The 14,748-nt window shown below is 72.0% G+C and carries 12 protein-coding genes; 5 read left to right on the top strand and 7 right to left on the bottom strand.

Going from position 1 to position 14,748, the window contains the following annotated elements; genetic code table 11:
• Nucleotides 1-622: glycosyltransferase family protein (locus EEJ42_RS06730; RefSeq protein WP_484422000.1), on the top strand; the 622-nt coding region annotated here is incomplete at its 5' end.
• A gap of 125 nt (nt 623-747) precedes the next feature.
• Here the strand turns inward: EEJ42_RS06730 and EEJ42_RS06725 are convergent.
• Nucleotides 748-1,542, bottom strand: a complete 795-nt coding sequence (locus EEJ42_RS06725) for a prephenate dehydrogenase (RefSeq protein WP_246096162.1) — start codon at nt 1,540-1,542, stop codon at nt 748-750.
• Nucleotides 1,543-1,815: 273 nt separating this feature from the next.
• Here EEJ42_RS06725 and EEJ42_RS06720 point away from each other — a divergent pair, with 273 nt between their 5' ends.
• Nucleotides 1,816-2,661, top strand: coding sequence for an alpha/beta fold hydrolase (locus EEJ42_RS06720; protein ID WP_123099054.1), 846 nt, complete (start codon nt 1,816-1,818; stop codon nt 2,659-2,661).
• Here the strand turns inward: EEJ42_RS06720 and EEJ42_RS06715 are convergent.
• Nucleotides 2,624-3,643, bottom strand: coding sequence for a ketopantoate reductase family protein (locus tag EEJ42_RS06715; protein WP_123099053.1), 1,020 nt, complete (start codon nt 3,641-3,643; stop codon nt 2,624-2,626). The genes EEJ42_RS06720 and EEJ42_RS06715 overlap by 38 nt on opposite strands.
• Nucleotides 3,644-3,716: 73 nt before the next feature.
• Between EEJ42_RS06715 and EEJ42_RS06710 the strand changes: the two genes are divergently transcribed.
• Complete coding sequence (locus EEJ42_RS06710) at nt 3,717-4,682, top strand: D-2-hydroxyacid dehydrogenase family protein (protein WP_123099052.1); 966 nt, start codon at nt 3,717-3,719, stop codon at nt 4,680-4,682.
• A 10-nt stretch (nt 4,683-4,692) separates the two neighbouring features.
• Here the strand turns inward: EEJ42_RS06710 and EEJ42_RS06705 are convergent, their stop codons facing one another.
• From EEJ42_RS06705 to EEJ42_RS06690, 4 genes are all read right to left on the bottom strand, one after another.
• On the bottom strand, nt 4,693-6,285 hold the full coding sequence (locus tag EEJ42_RS06705; RefSeq protein WP_123099051.1) for a PucR family transcriptional regulator: 1,593 nt from the start codon (nt 6,283-6,285) through the stop codon (nt 4,693-4,695).
• Nucleotides 6,286-6,383: 98 nt separating this feature from the next.
• Nucleotides 6,384-7,766, bottom strand: coding sequence for an NAD(P)/FAD-dependent oxidoreductase (locus tag EEJ42_RS06700; RefSeq protein WP_123099050.1), 1,383 nt, complete (start codon nt 7,764-7,766; stop codon nt 6,384-6,386).
• A 39-nt stretch (nt 7,767-7,805) separates the two neighbouring features.
• Nucleotides 7,806-8,471 carry an HAD-IA family hydrolase gene (locus EEJ42_RS06695; protein WP_123099049.1) on the bottom strand — a complete coding sequence of 222 codons (666 nt, stop codon included), beginning with the start codon at nt 8,469-8,471 and terminating at the stop codon, nt 7,806-7,808.
• A 54-nt stretch (nt 8,472-8,525) separates the two neighbouring features.
• Complete coding sequence (locus tag EEJ42_RS06690) at nt 8,526-9,887, bottom strand: MFS transporter (protein WP_123099048.1); 1,362 nt, start codon at nt 9,885-9,887, stop codon at nt 8,526-8,528.
• Between the two features lie 461 nt (nt 9,888-10,348).
• Here EEJ42_RS06690 and EEJ42_RS06685 point away from each other — a divergent pair, with 461 nt between their 5' ends.
• Both EEJ42_RS06685 and EEJ42_RS06680 read left to right on the top strand, forming a co-directional pair.
• Complete coding sequence (locus EEJ42_RS06685) at nt 10,349-11,314, top strand: D-2-hydroxyacid dehydrogenase (protein ID WP_123099047.1); 966 nt, start codon at nt 10,349-10,351, stop codon at nt 11,312-11,314.
• Between the two features lie 90 nt (nt 11,315-11,404).
• Nucleotides 11,405-12,463 carry a hypothetical protein gene (locus EEJ42_RS06680; RefSeq protein WP_246096160.1) on the top strand — a complete coding sequence of 353 codons (1,059 nt, stop codon included), beginning with the start codon at nt 11,405-11,407 and terminating at the stop codon, nt 12,461-12,463.
• Between the two features lie 69 nt (nt 12,464-12,532).
• Here EEJ42_RS06680 and EEJ42_RS06675 read toward each other — a convergent pair whose 3' ends face one another.
• Nucleotides 12,533-14,548 (bottom strand): spermine/spermidine synthase domain-containing protein, encoded by a 2,016-nt coding sequence (locus tag EEJ42_RS06675; protein ID WP_246096158.1) that lies wholly within the window; start codon nt 14,546-14,548, stop codon nt 12,533-12,535.
• Nucleotides 14,549-14,748 lie beyond the last annotated feature (200 nt).

Below are 14,748 nucleotides of genomic sequence, written 5' to 3'. Positions count from 1 at the left end.
GCCCGCGGTGGCCACCGGCCCGCTGGTGGCGGAGCGCTTCCTCGGCCCGGCGCCCGGGGCGGCGGACTGGCGGCGCCGCTTCGACCGGCGCGCCCCCGGCCGACCACCGGTGGTCCTGTCCGCCGGGGCCTGGGGCGCCGGTACGCGGCTGGCGGCCACCGCACGGATGCTGTCCGCCGCGGGCTATCTGCCGGTGGCGCTGTGCGGCCGGGACGAACGGCTGCGCGACCGGCTGTCCCGGTGCCCGCGGGTGGCGGCCCTGGGCTGGGAACCGGATCTGCCCGGACTGCTGGCCGCCACGCGGGCGCTGGTGGACAACGCGGCCGGACAGACCGCACTGGAAGCACTGGCCACCGGAGTCCCGGTGGTGGGCTACCGCCCCATCCCGGGCCATGGCCGCGAGGGGGTCCGCCGGATGGCCGCCCTCGGCCTGACGGACCACGCGGCGGACTCATGGGAGCTGCTGCGCCTGCTCGACGCGCTCACCGCGCCCTCGGCGCTGCGGGAACGCCGTATCGCCGCGGGCCGACGGCTGTTCGCCACCGACCCCACCGATGTCGCCGCCCGGCTGGCCGAGATGGTGGCCGACGGCGGTGCGGGCGTCATGACGCCCTTCTCGTAACGGAGTGGGTGGACCGCAGCTTCGGCGCGTGCACAGCCGCCGACACATCCGGGTCCACCCTCCCCAAACGCCACTTCCGCCCCCGCTGCCGCTGAGGTGGCGGCGCACTGACGGGAGAGTGGCGGTCAGCTGGTGGCCGCGGCCTCGTACAGGCCACGCCCGGAGCGCTTGGCACGGTCCGTCGTGCGCAACCGCTCCAGCGTGTTGCGCACCGAGTTCACGTTGGTGCGCGTCTCGTCGCGGCCCAGGGCCTCGTTGACCTCGGACGCGCGCATCGGACGGCCCGCCTTCTTCAGGGCGCCGAGCACCGACTCGGCGAGCCCGGTGGAGCGCTCGGAGGAGGTGCCCGCCGCCTTGGCCGTCTTCTCGGTGGCCTTGGCGGTGGCCTTCTCGCTCGTCTGGGCGCTCTTGTCGCTGGGCTTGGCCGCCTTGGTGGTGGCCTTCGCGGTGGCCTTGGTGGCGGTCTTGGCGGTGGTCTTGGTGGTGTCCTTGGCCGCCGCCTTCTTGGCGGGCTTCTTCGCGGCGGTCTTCTTGCCCGCGGCCTTGGTGGCGGTCTTCGTGGCCCGGCCACTGGTGGTGGACTTGGCCTTGCTGCGCTGGCGGCCGATGGCGGCCTTGCGCGTGGCGGCGGGCGTCCGGGTCGCCGGGGCGGCCTCGGCGGCCAGCTTCGGCTCGGCCTCGGTGGCGGTGTCCTCGGCGGCCTTCGCCTCCGCGATGTCACCGTTTCCGGCCTGCGGGAGCGAGGCTCCCGAGAGGGCCTGAAGGCTGCTCAGAGCGGTGCTGACCACCTCCAGCCGCTGGGTGACCGCGTCCAAATCTCCCTTGAGGGCCTCCTGTTGCTTCTCCAGTTGCGGAAGCTCCGCCTTCAGAGCCTCGATCGTCGAGCCCACACTGTTGTCGGCACTCAGCGCGTTCACCATCACTTCGTCCCCTTTCTGGGCGTCTGCGCCCATCGTTGCTGCGATTATGCCTGCTGTTAGGTGTGTGCGGTGCCCTGTGTGCCACCACGCAAAACAACTCGGACCGCCTTGACGGCTACGGAGCAGCCAACTTTCCATGAAGTCACGTGGCACGAACCCCCTTGTCAGACCGGCCGTGTCATCCGCAGGAGTGGCGGCGCGCGTCGTGATGACGACGCATCAGGCGCGAAAAACACCGCGCGCGCCCCATGCCACCTGGATACCGTGCACACCATGACCGAACCGAAGACCGGCACCCTGAAGGTGCCCGGCGCGACGCTGCATTACGAGGTGCGCGGCAGCGGCCCGGTGCTGCTGATGATCCCGGGCGGGGCGGGTGACGCCGCTTCCTACGACCATGCGGCGGCGGCCCTCGCCGACCGGTACACGGTGGTGTCCTACGACCGGCGCGGCGCCTCTCGCAGCACCCTCGACGGCCCGCCCACGGACCAGCGGGTCGAAGTGCACGGCGAGGACGCGTTCCTGCTGCTCGACGCGGTGGCACCGGACGGCGAACCGGCATACGTGTTCGGCTGTAGCGCGGGCGCCATCGTCGCGGTGGACCTGCTCGCGCGTCACCCGGAGCGGGTGCGGCTGGCGATCGCACACGAGCCGCCTCTCGTGGAACTGCTGCCCGACGCCGAGAAACAGCGGGCGTTCTTCGCCGAGGTGCGCGCGGCGTACCGCCGGGAGGGCGTCGGGGCGGCGATGGCGGTGATGGCCGCCGGCACCCTCCCGCAGGAGCAGGCGCCGGAGAAGGAGGACCGCGGGGTACAGCCACCACCGTTTCCGGCCGAGGTGATCGAGCGGATGACGGCCAACCTCCCGTACTACCTGGAGCACATCCTGTGCCCGTTCACCGGCCACACCCCGGATCTGGAGGCGCTGGCGGCCGTATCGGAACGGCTGGTCCCGGCGGGCGGCCGGGAGTCGCACGGGCTGCTGCTGTACCGCCCGGCGGTGGCGCTCGCCGAGCGGCTGGGCACCGAGGTCGTGGACTTCCCCGGCGGTCACACGGGGCTCAGTGAGCACCCGGCGGAGTTCACCGAGGTGTTGAGGGAGATCCTGCCGCGTCGATGAGGGCGGTGAGCCGGCCGGGGGTCATGCTGCCCGGTGCGCGGCGCTCCCGGGCGCAGTCGCCCGCGATCCGTCCCAGCGTCTCGTTGACCGGTGTCGGGATGCCGTGTTCGCGTCCGAGCAGCACGATCTCCCCGTTGAGATAGTCCGTCTCGATCGTACCGGTCCCCCGGGTCAGGCTCTGCCATGAGGAGCCGCCGCCGCGCTCCACCCCGTCGGGCGGCCGTATCTCCACCTTTCCTGAGCGGAGTGCGGCCTGTTCGGCGGCGTCGGCATGGGCGACGCCCGCGGCGTCGAGGACCGCGGTCCCCTCCGCCTTCGCCCGTGCGGCGAGGGCCTGGGCCTCGTCTCCGGTGAGCGGCCCGCAGATCGCCTCGACGGCGTTGACGAGGTTGTTGATGAGCTTGGCGTACTTCCAGCGCATCACGTCCGGTACGACCGGCGCGAGGAACACGGACTCCTCGAGGTCCGCGGCCACCCGCCGGATGGTGTCGTCCGCACCCGACGGATAGCGGCCCAGGCTGAGGATCCCGGTGTACGGGGCGCACGGCGCGGCGACCGCCCCCGGCTCCAGGTGGGTCGAGGGCATCCAGACGCAGACGCCGTACACCCGGCGGAAGCGCCGCAGCGCCAACCGCTCGTTCTCCACCCCGTTCTGGGCGCAGAGCAGCGGCAGCCGCTCCCCCGCGGTGCCGCCGCCGGTGACCGGGCGCGGCGCCCACGCGTCCAGCGCCGCCGCGCCGTCCTGGGTCTTCACGGCGAGGACGAGCACGTCGTCGGGGCCGAGTTCGACGTCCTCGGGTCCCGTGACGACGGACACCGGGACCTCATGGACGGACTCGGGCGCCGTGAAGCGCAGTCCGCGGTCGCGCAGCGCCTCGTAGTGGGCGCCGCGCGCCACCAGGACGACGTCATGGCCGGCGAGATGGAGCCGGGCGCCGATCGTGCCGCCGACCGCGCCCGCTCCGATGATGATGTATCGCACCAGGACCCTTTCCCCGTGGGTGGTAGAAACAACGTACCTGCACGGACCTGTTGGAAGAGCCCGAGGGGATACGATGAAACTGCGCTGTGCCGTGCTCGACGACTACCAGGACGTGGCCCTGTCCTCGGCCGACTGGTCGGGGGTCCGCGACGCGGTGGACGTGGTGGCGCACCGGCGCCACTTCCCCGACCGGGACGCGCTGGTCGAGGCGATCGGGGACTGCGAGATCGTGGTCATCATGCGGGAGCGCACCCCGTTCCCCGCCGAGCTGTTCGCCCGGCTGCCCCGGCTGAGGCTGCTCATCACCACCGGGATGCGCAACGCGTCCGTCGATCTGGAGGCGGCCGCCCGGCACGGGATCACCGTGTGCGGCACGGCCAGCTCTTCCGAGCCGCCCGTCGAGCTGACCTGGGCGCTGATCCTCGGTCTTGCCCGCCACCTGGTGGCGGAGAGCACGGCGCTGCGGGACGGCGGGCCGTGGCAGAGCACGGTCGGCATGGATCTGCACGGCCGTCGGCTCGGCCTGCTGGGTCTTGGCAAGATCGGCACCAAGGTGGCGCGGGTCGGCCAGGCGTTCGGCATGGACGTGGCCGCCTGGAGCCGGAACCTGACCCCTGCGCGGGCGGCCGCGGAAGGCGTCGGATTCGTCTCCTCCAAGGAGGAGTTGCTGGAGACCAGCGACGTGGTCTCGGTGCATCTGGTGCTCAGTGACCGTACCCGGGGGCTGCTCGGCGCGCCGGAGCTGCGGCGGATGCGCCCCACGGCATACCTGGTGAACACCTCCCGCGCGGCCATCGTGGATCAGGCGGCGCTCGCGGACGCCCTGCGGGGCGGCTGGATCGCGGGCGCGGGCGTCGATGTGTTCGAGGAGGAGCCGCTGGGTCCGGAGCACCCGTTCCGTACGCTGCCGAACCTGCTCGGCACCCCGCACCTGGGCTATGTGACCCGGCGCAACTACGAGGGCTACTACCGCGACGCGGTGGAGGACATCCGCGCCTATCTCGCGGGCGAGCCGGTCCGTGTCCTCACCGCTCCGTAGGGGTCACCGCTCAGGAGGGGTCATCGCTCAGGGTGTCCAGGGCCATGACGGCGACATGGAGCCGGGACCGCTGGGCGCCGGACTCCAGGTTGCCGCCGACCAGTCGCTCGATGGTGTGCAGGCGCTGGTAGAAGGCCTGCCGTGACAGTCCGGCCTGTTTGGCGGCGACCGACTTGTTGCCCGCGGCGTCGAGGTACTGGCGCAGGATGGCCAGCAGGTCGCCGCCGTGCCGTTGGTCGTGCTGCATCAGCCGGCCGAGCTGCCGTTCCACGTAGTTCTGGACGCGGACGTCGTCGCGCAGCGTGTACAGCAGTTCCGGCAGCCCGAGGTCGGCGGACACGTGGAACGGCCGCCGCGGGGTGGCGGGGCCGATGGCGTCCGCGACCTCCTCGGCCTGCCGGAACGACCGCGCCACCTGGTCGAGCGCGGTCACGCCAGGGCCGACCGCGAGGACGGCTTCCTCGCCGAGCGTCTCCTCGGTGACCCGGCCGATGCGCTCCACGACGGGCTGCCACGCCGCGGCGAGCGGCAGGGTGAGCAGGACGCCGGTGCGGTCCGGGGCGAGCCTGCCGACCAGGGCGTGGATCCCGGCGCCGCGCAGGTCATCGCCGACCCGGCTGTCCAGGTCGGCGCGGTCGGCGGCGTCGGGCCGGTGGCCGAGGGCCACGGCGATGAAGAGGTGGCCGACGGTCGGCAGGCCGAGGGCCTCGACCCGGATGCGGGACTCGGTGCGGGAGAGGTGGCTTCCGTGCCGCAGCTCCAGCAGGGCCGACGCGCGGGCCTCCCGGTCCCACTGGGTGTGGCCGGTCATCCGGGCCAGGGTGAGGGCGGTCGCGGCGCGCCGGAGGATCAGGGTGTGTTCGGGGCCGGAGGCCGGGCCGGTCTGGTCGGGCAGCGCGACCAGGCGCCCCCAGCGCTGTCCGTCGTGTTCGACGGGGGCCACCAGCCAGCCCTCCGGCCCGCTGGGCGCCGCGTGGTCGGGGGTCGGGGTGGCGCGGGAGCGGCGCTGCCACGCCTCCAGGATCGGGCCGCCGGGGCGGCCCGCCGTGCAGACGATCACGGCGTGGTGCACCAGGTTCTCCAGCACCACCGACCGTCCCATCAGGTCGGCCGCGACCTGGACCAGCTCTTCCGGCCGGGCGCCGCGCAGCGTCAGGTCGGTGAAGAGTTCGTGGACCTGGTGGGAGCGGCGCAGCAGTTCGCCCTGGGCGTCCAGGATCAGCGCGTGGACGGTCTGGGTGACCTCGATGAAGCGGATGCCGTGGGAGAGCACGATGAGCGGGAGGTCCCGGGACCGGCAGGCGGCCACCAGATCCGGGGGCACCTGCTGGTACCGGCGGCCCAGCTCCACGACCAGCCCGGCCGCGCCGACGTCGGCGAGCTGGTCGGCGTAGCCGCGCAGCCGGGTGGGGTCGTTGGGCTGGGGCATGCCGGTGGTGAGCACCAGTTCGCCGCCCTCCAGGAACGACGCCGGGTCCAGCAGTTCGGTGACGTGGACCCACCGGACGGGGCGGTTCAGCCGGTCCTCGCCGGCCATGACCCGGGGCAGTCCCGCGGCGATCACGGGCAGCCGCAGAACGTCGGCGACGGTGAGCAATGCCATCCGGCCCGCTCCCTCCCTGCACTGTGTCCGCCGCGGCGGGCGGATATCCGAAAAGTCCCGGCGGCCCCGGGGAGGCGGGGCGCCGGGACTCCAGGATCTCAGGGTCGGCGCGCGATGAGGTCGGCGACGGTGGCGATGGGCGAGGTACGGGTGCGCCCGCCCGCCTCGTGCCGGTCGGCCAGCCGGTAGGCGACGTACAGTCCGCGCACCCCGAGCCAGCGGAACGGCTCCGGCTCCCAGGTGCCCGGGCGGTGTCCGGTCCACGGCAGCCGGGTCAGCCGGGTGTCCCGCTTCAGCACCAGGTCGGTGAGGGTGCGGGCGGCCAGGTTGGTGGAGGTGACCCCGTGGCCGACGTAGCCCCCGGCCCAGCCGGTGCCGGTGGCCCGGTCCAGGCCGACGGTGGCCGACCAGTCGCGGGGCACGGCGAGGACCCCGCACCAGGCGTGGTCGACGCGGACGCCGGTGGTCTGCGGCAGCATGCGCTGGAGGGTCTGGGTGAGCTGGCCGATCGTACGGTCGCTGACCCGGCCCGAGTCGTCGGTGCGGGATCCGAAGCGGTACGGAACGCCGCGCCCGCCGATCGCGATCCGGTCGTCCGGGGTGCGCTGGGCGTACATGTGGCCGTGTGCGGTGTCGCCGAGGGTCTCCCGGCCCTCCCAGCCGATCTCCTTCCAGATCTCCTCGGGGAGCGGCTCGGTGACGATCATCGAGCTGTTCATCGGCAGCCAGGCCCGCCGCAGCCCCTTGAGGGAGGCGGTGAACCCCTCGGTCGCGCGGAGCACCACAGGGGCGCGGACCGTGCCGTGCGCGGTGAGCGCGCGGCCCGGTTCGATGGCGGTGACGGGTGACTTCTCGTAGATCGTGACGCCGAGCCGCTCCACCGTCTCGGCGAGCCCCCGGACCAGGGCGGCGGGCTGGAGCCGGGCGCAGTGCGGGGTGTACGCGCCGGCGGTGACGCCGTCGATGGCGATGTGCCGCGCGGACTCCTCGGGGGTGAGCAGGACGGACTCCGGCACGCCCCACTCGTGGTCCTGCTCGACCTTGTGCCGCAGCCGGGTGGCCTGGGCGGGGGTGCGGGCGACCCGCAGGGTGCCGCCCTTGACGATGTCGGCGTCGATGCCCTCGCGCGCGGCGACGGCGATGACCTCGTCCACGGCCTCGTTCATGGCCTGCTGCCAGTCGAGGACGGCGTCGCGGCCGCAAGTGCGGGCCAGCCGGTCCCGGGCGCCGGGGATCAGTCCGGAGGCCCAGCCGCCGTTGCGGCCGGAGGCTCCGAAGCCCGCGAATTCGGCTTCCAGGACCGTGACCCGCAGGGACGGGTCGGCCTTCTTGAGGTAGTAGGCGGTCCACAGTCCGGTCATTCCGGCGCCCACGACGCACACATCGGCGTCGCGGTCGCCGGGCAAAGCCGGGCGTGGGGCGGGCAGTTCGGCGAACCAGTGGGCGACGCGCCCGTTGACCGGTGCCGTGGTGGCGGACATGGGGTCCTCTCGCGGTGTGGGGGTGGCCGGGGAACCGGGTCAGACGCCGAGCAGACCGGGCAGCTCGGACAGGTCCTTGATCTCCTCGTACGGCTGGAAGGCGGCCGAACCGGGGAAGCCGTACCGGTTGACCCAGATCCGCCGCATGCCCTCATACCGCTTGGTCGGCATGATGTCGTACTCCCAGCCCTGGGCGGTGTGGATGATGTCCTCCGGGCCGCGGCCGGTGGCCTTCATGAGGTATTCGAAGGCCTGCGGCAGCGGCTTGAACGCCCCCGCCTGCTCGGCCGTGAGGACGTAGTCCCACTCCACGCCCAGCTCGTCGACGGCGTAGGAGATCAGGTCGTCCTCGCTGTTGGAGAGGATGGCGATGTCGTACTCGCCCTTGAGGCGGCGCAGCGCGTCGGGGACCTCGCGGAACGGCTTGAACTTCTTGATGGCCTCGATGAGGGCCTCGCCGTCCTCGTCGCGGTACTCCAGGCCGTGCAGCAGCATGACGTTGTGCAGGGTGCGGCGGACGGTCTCCCGGTACGGGCGGTAGTGGTCCACGACGCCCTGGAACCGCATCACGTACGCGTCGTGGTGGAACTGGTCGGGGTCGACGCCGAGCTCGGCGAGGCGGTCCTTGACGATCTCGTGGGTGGCAGTGCGGGTGTCGAAGTTGATGAGGGTGCGGTAGCAGTCGAAGGAGACGAGCTTGCGCATGGAGCGGTCCTTTCGGTCGTGGGAAGGGGGCGGAGCGGGACGGAAACGGCGCGGTCAGGCGCGGCGGCTGGCTTCCGTCAGGCCCAGGTCCTTGGTTTCGGGGGCGAGGACGATGGAGGCGATGAGGCCGATGATGGTGATGCCCGCGCCCATCGCGAGGGTGCCGCGCACGCCGAAGTCGGCGGTGAGCATGGGCAGCAGGAAGGTGCTGGAGGCGGAGCCGACCCGGCTCATGGCGGTGGCCACACCGACGCCGGTGGCGCGCAGGTCGGTGGGGAACAGCTCGCTCGGATACACGAACTGGAGTCCGCTGCCCGCGGCCTCGAAGAACTGGAACCCGGCGAAGAGGGCGACCACCAGGAACGCGTAGTGCAGCGGCAGCACGATCAGGGCGATGAGGCAGACGTTGATGCAGGCGAAGCTGCCGATGAGCAGGGGCCGTCGGCCGATCCGGTTGACCACGAGCAGCCCGACGGCCGTGCCCGCCACCGCGATCGTGGTGATGAGCGCGCTGGCGCCGAAGGTGCTGCCCACCCCGAACGACTCCAGCATCTGCGGCTGGAAGGACCGTACGGCGAAGGCGGGCGCCACCTGACAGATCCAGAACACCGAACAGAACAGGGCGGGGATCGCGTAGCCGCGGCGGAAGATCTCCGCCAGGTTGCCCAGACCCGAGCCGCCGCGCTTCGCCCCGCTCTCGGCAAGCAGTTCCTCGCTGCTGACCTCCTGGTGGAGGTGTTTGCGTACGACCTCCTTGGCCTCATCCACCCGGCCGCGGGAGGCGAGCCAGCGGGGCGACTCGGGCACTCCGGCCCGGAAGAAGATGAAGATCACGGCGGGGACCGCTCCGGAGGCCAGCATCCACCGCCAGGCGTCGTCGCCGGTACCCATCAGCAGCCAGCCGGCCCAGAAGCTGACGCCGTAGCCGACCCACCAGGCGAGGACCAGGCCGGACAGGGCGGGGCCGCGGATCTTGCGCGGCACCAGCTCGGTGGTCAGGGCGGACGCGATCGGGTAGTCGGCGCCGATCGCGATGCCGATCAGCAGCCTCAGCACCAGCAGCTGCCACGCCTCGGTGACGAAGAACTGGAGGGCCGAGAAGACCACGAAGGTGATCAGGTTGAGCACATACATCAGATGGCGGCCGACGCGGTCCGTGATCGGTCCGAAGACCGCGCCTCCGATGAAGACGCCGACCAGGACGGAGGCGGCGATCAGCCCCTCCCACATGGTGTTCAGGCTGAGCGCCGGGGTGATCAGGCTGAGGGCGACGCCCATGATGCCCAGCAGATAGCCGTCGCAGAACGGGCCGCCCATGGCGACGGCGACCATCCTGCGGTGAAAGCCGGTGACGGGGGCTTCGTCGAGGCTGTGGACTCTGGCGGTGGATTCTTGCGATGCGTTGGACAAGGACATGCTTGAGACTCCTGGGGACGAGGAGGAGGCGCTGAGGCGCGGGGCGATGCGACCCATCGGTGCGGCATCGGGCGTCAAGCATTCGTGCGGGGCGCGGCGGGGGGCCGCGGGGTGTGCTGCCGGGAACGGGCAGGTGACGGGATGACGGATGGCCATCACCATGGTTCAGCCGTCCGGTACCGTCAACGGCCATCCTGTTCCATCGCCGGGCCCGTGGTGGACACTGTGTACGCCTGGTCCGCACCGGGGATGCGCAGGACTTTGGCCCCGGAGCGGTGGCGTCGGCCGGGACACAGCGTCCACAACGGCCCGCCGGAGCGGACACTGTGCCCGTTGCCCCGCTGCGCGGGTGCGGTCAGGGTGTGGGCATCCGTTGCGCACCCTTCCTGACCTCGGGAGAACCGTCATGACACTCCGGTGTGAGCCTCCGGGCGGCGTGAGCGAGCCGTCGGGAGGCGGCCGTGGGTGACCGGCTCGTCGTCCTGTACAACGACCACCTGCCGTACAACCGCGAGCGGATCGAGTCCCTGGCGCGGACCGTGTACGCGACCGAGGAGGAGCTGCCCGCGCTGCTCCCCGGTGCGGACACCCTGCTCGCCTGGTGGCCGCTGAGCCCGGCCGTGGCCGCCTCGTGGCCCGACGACCCCGCGAAGGCGCCCCGCTGGGTGCATGTGGCCGCCGCGGGGGTGGACCCGTATCTGTTCCCCGCGCTGACCGGCAACCCGGATGTGGTGCTCACCAACTCGCGCGGTGTGTACGACCAGCCCATCGCCGAATACGTCCTCGGGCTGATCCTGTCCCTCGCCAAGGACTTCCCCGGCATGTGGGACCACCAGCGGGGCCGTCAGTGGCGGCCGCGCGACAGCGAGCGGATCGGCGGCCGGACCGTGTTGGTCTGGGGCACCGGGTCCATCGGCCGGGCCGTGGCCCGGCTGCTGCGCGCGGTCGGCATGCGGGTGAGCGGCGCGGGCCGCACCCCGCGCACCGAGGACCCCGACTTCGGCACCGTGCACGGGCCGGCGACCCTGCGCACCGGGCTGGGCGAGGCCGACTACGTGGTGCTGGCCGCCCCGCTCACCCCGGCCACCCGCGGCATGGTGGACGCCTCGGTGCTGGCGGCCATGAAGCCCGGCGCCCGGCTGGTCAACGTGGGGCGGGGGCAGCTGGTGGACGAACCGGCCCTGGTCGACGCCCTGTCCGGCGGGAGGCTGGCCGGTGCCGCGCTGGACGTGTTCGCCCGGGAGCCGCTGCCCGCCGCCTCCCCGCTGTGGGAGCTGCCGGGCGTCATCGTGTCCCCGCACACCGCGGGTGAGGTGGTCCACTGGCGCCACGACCTGGCCGAGCTGTTCCTGGACAACCTGCTCCGCCGGGCCGAGGGCCGTCCGCTGCGCAACGTGGTCGACAAGGAGCTGGGTTACGTCAGGTAAGTGGTGGCCACCGCTCCGTTTCACCCTGGCTCCGGCCGGAAAGCCGCAGGGGACGGGGAAAAACCCATCGGCCCGCAGACGGAGGGGAACGTGGCGCACACCACACCAGGTCAGGGCACAGGCGCCGAGCGGATCCGGGAGGACACCAGAGGGCAGGGCACCCCGCCGACCCGGCGGGGCCTGCTCTCGGTGACGGCGGCGGCCGGTCTCGGTCTGCTCGCCGGATGCGGCGAGCAGAACACCGACTGGGCCAAGCCGTCCAGGAGCCCCACGCCCTCCAAGGGCCGCAGGACCGCCGCCGCGGGCTCCGACAACAAGGCCGGCCGCTCCCCGTCGCCGCGGCCGACGAAGCGACGACCCGAACTCCCCCGCGGCGGCCGTGATCTGTCCCGGTACCGCCTGGTGGGGTACTGCGGACTGCCCGGCGCCGCCGCACTCGGCCGGCTCGGTACCGGTGACCTGAACCAGCGGGTCAAGGAGATCGAGAAGACCGCGCGCGACTACGCCGCCGACCGGGAGCCACTGCCGGTCCTCGAACTGCTCGCGACCGTCACCAACAGCTCAGCGGGATCGGACGGCACCTATCGCACCCGGGTCCCGGACGACACCATCCGCCGTTTCCACGACGCGGCCCGGCGCCATGAGGCGCTGCTGCTGCTCAACATCCAGCCCGGCCGGGCGTCGGCGCTGGACGAGGTCAAGGCGCTGCGCAAGTGGCTCGTCAAGCCCGATGTGGGCATAGCGCTGGACCCCGAGTGGGACATGGGCCCGGGAGAGGTGCCGGGCGACACCTACGGCCACACCAGCGGACAGGAGCTGACCGACGTGGCGCGCTATCTGTCCGGGATCGTGGAGGAACACGATCTGCCGGAGAAGCCGCTCGTCTTCCACCAGGTGGCGGTGTCCGTGGTCCGCGACCAGTCCGCGCTGCGCCAGCAGCCCGGCGTCGTCATGATCAAGAGCGCGGACGGCATCGGCTCGCCGGGCATGAAGCGCGACACCTGGCGGCAGCTGGTCAGGGACCAGCCGGAGGGGCTGCGCACCGGCTTCAAGCTGTTCTACGAGGAGGACGCCGAGACCAGCCGGCTGATGACCCCGAAGGAGGTGCTGGCCCTGCGGCCGCGCCCGGAGTACGTCATGTTCGAGTGACACCCATGAGGCCGCCCCCGGTCCCGAGGGACCGGGGGCGGCCTCATGTCGCCCAGACGGCGACATCGGTCAGGTGCGTGGCGCGGTGGCCACGGTGACCGGCTCGTGTTCGGAGCGCTCGCCCGCACCGGGCCGGGTGAAGCGCATCAGGACGCAGGCGCCCGCGTACAGCACCGCCACCACGAGCAGCAGGGCCTGGTAGCCGGTGACCAGCGCGAGATATTCGAGGGTGCCGCCGACCAGCGAGCCGAGCAGGTTGGCGCCGAAGGCCGCCGTGGGGTCGGAGGCCACGGCCAGCCGGTCGGAGAAGATGAGGTTGGCGCAGAAGATGGGGGCGAAGGCCAGCGCGATCGCGGCGGCGAGGCGCCCCGCGAAGGGCAGTCCGAGCACCAGATGGGCCGGGATGAGCCAGGAGACGGCCAGGGTCGCGAACAGCAGGAGCTGAAGCGCCGGCTGGTTGAGCTTGCGGATCCGGCGCCGTACCTCGACCGCGGACAGGACGGCCAGCAGCACACCGGCGAAGACCATGGCGTTGACCAGCCAGGTGGTGCCGAAGTACAGCGCGAAGCCGATCACGTTCTTGGTTTCGAGCAGCATGAACGCGGCGCCGAGCAGGAACATGTCCGCGTACCGGACGGTCCGCCGCAGCGTGACGCCGGTCAGCCGCACCGACGCCAGGGTCACCAGCAGGATCGCGCCCAGCACCCCGAGGTAGAAGGTGGGGATGGTGCGGTGCAGCAGGTACGGGAACGGGTGGTCGTCGCTCGCCGCCTTCGGCACCGGCCCGGACGCCTTCCACGTGGCATCGCAGGACTGGGCGGCCGGGGTGGTGCCCGCGACGAGGATCGCGGCCCTCTTGTTCCCGTAGTGGGTGATGCAGGGCGCGTGCCCGAAGACGGAGGTGAGGGTGCCGGCGAAGCGGTCGATGAGCCAGTTCTGCCGGTAGTAGTTGTACATGGCGAACGCGCCGCCGGGGGCGAGATGGCGATGAGCCGCCTCGAACGCCTGCCGGGTGAACAGGTAGCTCTCCAGGCGCAGGTTGCTGGCCCCGGACACCAGGGTCAGGGAGTCCGGCAGCGCGAGGACGATCAGGTCGTAGCGGGCGTCGGTCTGCTCCAGGAAGGCCCGCCCGTCGTTGATGTGGACGTGCACCCGCGGGTCGTCGTACGGCCGGGCCGGGTGCAGGGACGCGCCGACCTCCTGAAGCCTCGGGTCGATCTCCACGGCGTCCACGCGCCGGGCCCCGTGGGCGAGGGCGAGGGCGACGTCGTTGCCGTTGCCCGCGCCGATGACCAGCACCCGGCGGTGGGAGTTGCGCGGGGTCTCGCGATAGGGCTGGTCGTACGGTGAACCGGGCTTCGTCAGCGCCTTCAGCGGGGCGATGGACTGATGCGGAACACCGTTGGCGGCGATGTTGTAGTCGCGGGCGGCCGAGGCCGACTTCTTGACCTCGATCTTGTAGTACGGCGACCAGGAGATGCCGGTGGCCGCCGACTCCAGCGCCAGCACCGCCACCATCACGGCCAGCGGAATCGCGGACCGGAGGATGTTGCGCCGCCCGACCAGCACCAGCATCGCCAGCGCCGCGAGCACACCCCACACCACCGACGGGGCGCGCAGCCAGGACAGCAGCGCGAAGGACACCGAGCCGGTGAGGGAGCCGAGCAGGTCGAAGCGGTACGCCTCCAGCGACGGCAGCTGCCGGAACTGGTCGGCCGTCATCTTGCCGATCGCCATCATGATGAGCGCGGTCAGCCCGAACAGCACGGGCAGGGTGACCCACTGCGGCAGACCGGTGGTCTTCACGGCGGTGAAGTAGATGACCTCGCCGCTGCTCTGCCGCACCTGGACGGGAAACTCCCGGACCAGGACGACGAGGACGGCCAGCGGGATGGGCGCCCAGCGGGTGAGCCACTGCCCGCGGCCGGCGGGAAGGAGGAATCCGAGGCCGATTCCGAGGAACGAGCCCAGGAGGATGAAGTTCGAGAAATAGCTCAGATGGACGATATTGGCGCCGGTCCACCGGATCAGCGCCAGCTCGACGAAGAGCATGGTGGCGCTGGCCAGCAGCAGCCTCGCGCGCACGTTTTGCGGTCCAGGGCTGTGCTCCATGTCGGCCCACGCTGTCATCACAGGCGGGGCAGGTCGAGCACCAGCAGGGCGGTCCGACCGCCCCCGGAGCACATCTCACCTGATGGGCCCAATCGCTCGCACACGGCGGCCGCGGCGCTGTTGCGGACCGGGTGTCCGGAGCGAAAATGGTGGTGCTTGTCTCTGTTGTGCTT

Source organism: Streptomyces botrytidirepellens (assembly GCF_003721215.1).
Lineage (GTDB): Bacteria > Actinomycetota > Actinomycetes > Streptomycetales > Streptomycetaceae > Streptomyces > Streptomyces himastatinicus.
This window is presented reverse-complemented; position numbering and strand designations above follow the sequence as displayed.

What these genes read in the sequence shown, in the direction of transcription:
- EEJ42_RS06700 (WP_123099050.1), bottom strand. Translation starts at nt 7,766, where the DNA reads ATGTCCGCCACCACGGCACCGGTCAACGGGCGCGTCGCCCACTGGTTC.
- EEJ42_RS06705 (WP_123099051.1), bottom strand. Translation starts at nt 6,285, where the DNA reads ATGGCATTGCTCACCGTCGCCGACGTTCTGCGGCTGCCCGTGATCGCC.
- EEJ42_RS06725 (WP_246096162.1), bottom strand. Translation starts at nt 1,542, where the DNA reads ATGGTGAACGCGCTGAGTGCCGACAACAGTGTGGGCTCGACGATCGAG.
- EEJ42_RS06710 (WP_123099052.1), top strand. Translation starts at nt 3,717, where the DNA reads ATGAAACTGCGCTGTGCCGTGCTCGACGACTACCAGGACGTGGCCCTG.
- EEJ42_RS06690 (WP_123099048.1), bottom strand. Translation starts at nt 9,887, where the DNA reads ATGTCCTTGTCCAACGCATCGCAAGAATCCACCGCCAGAGTCCACAGC.
- EEJ42_RS06695 (WP_123099049.1), bottom strand. Translation starts at nt 8,471, where the DNA reads ATGCGCAAGCTCGTCTCCTTCGACTGCTACCGCACCCTCATCAACTTC.
- EEJ42_RS06720 (WP_123099054.1), top strand. Translation starts at nt 1,816, where the DNA reads ATGACCGAACCGAAGACCGGCACCCTGAAGGTGCCCGGCGCGACGCTG.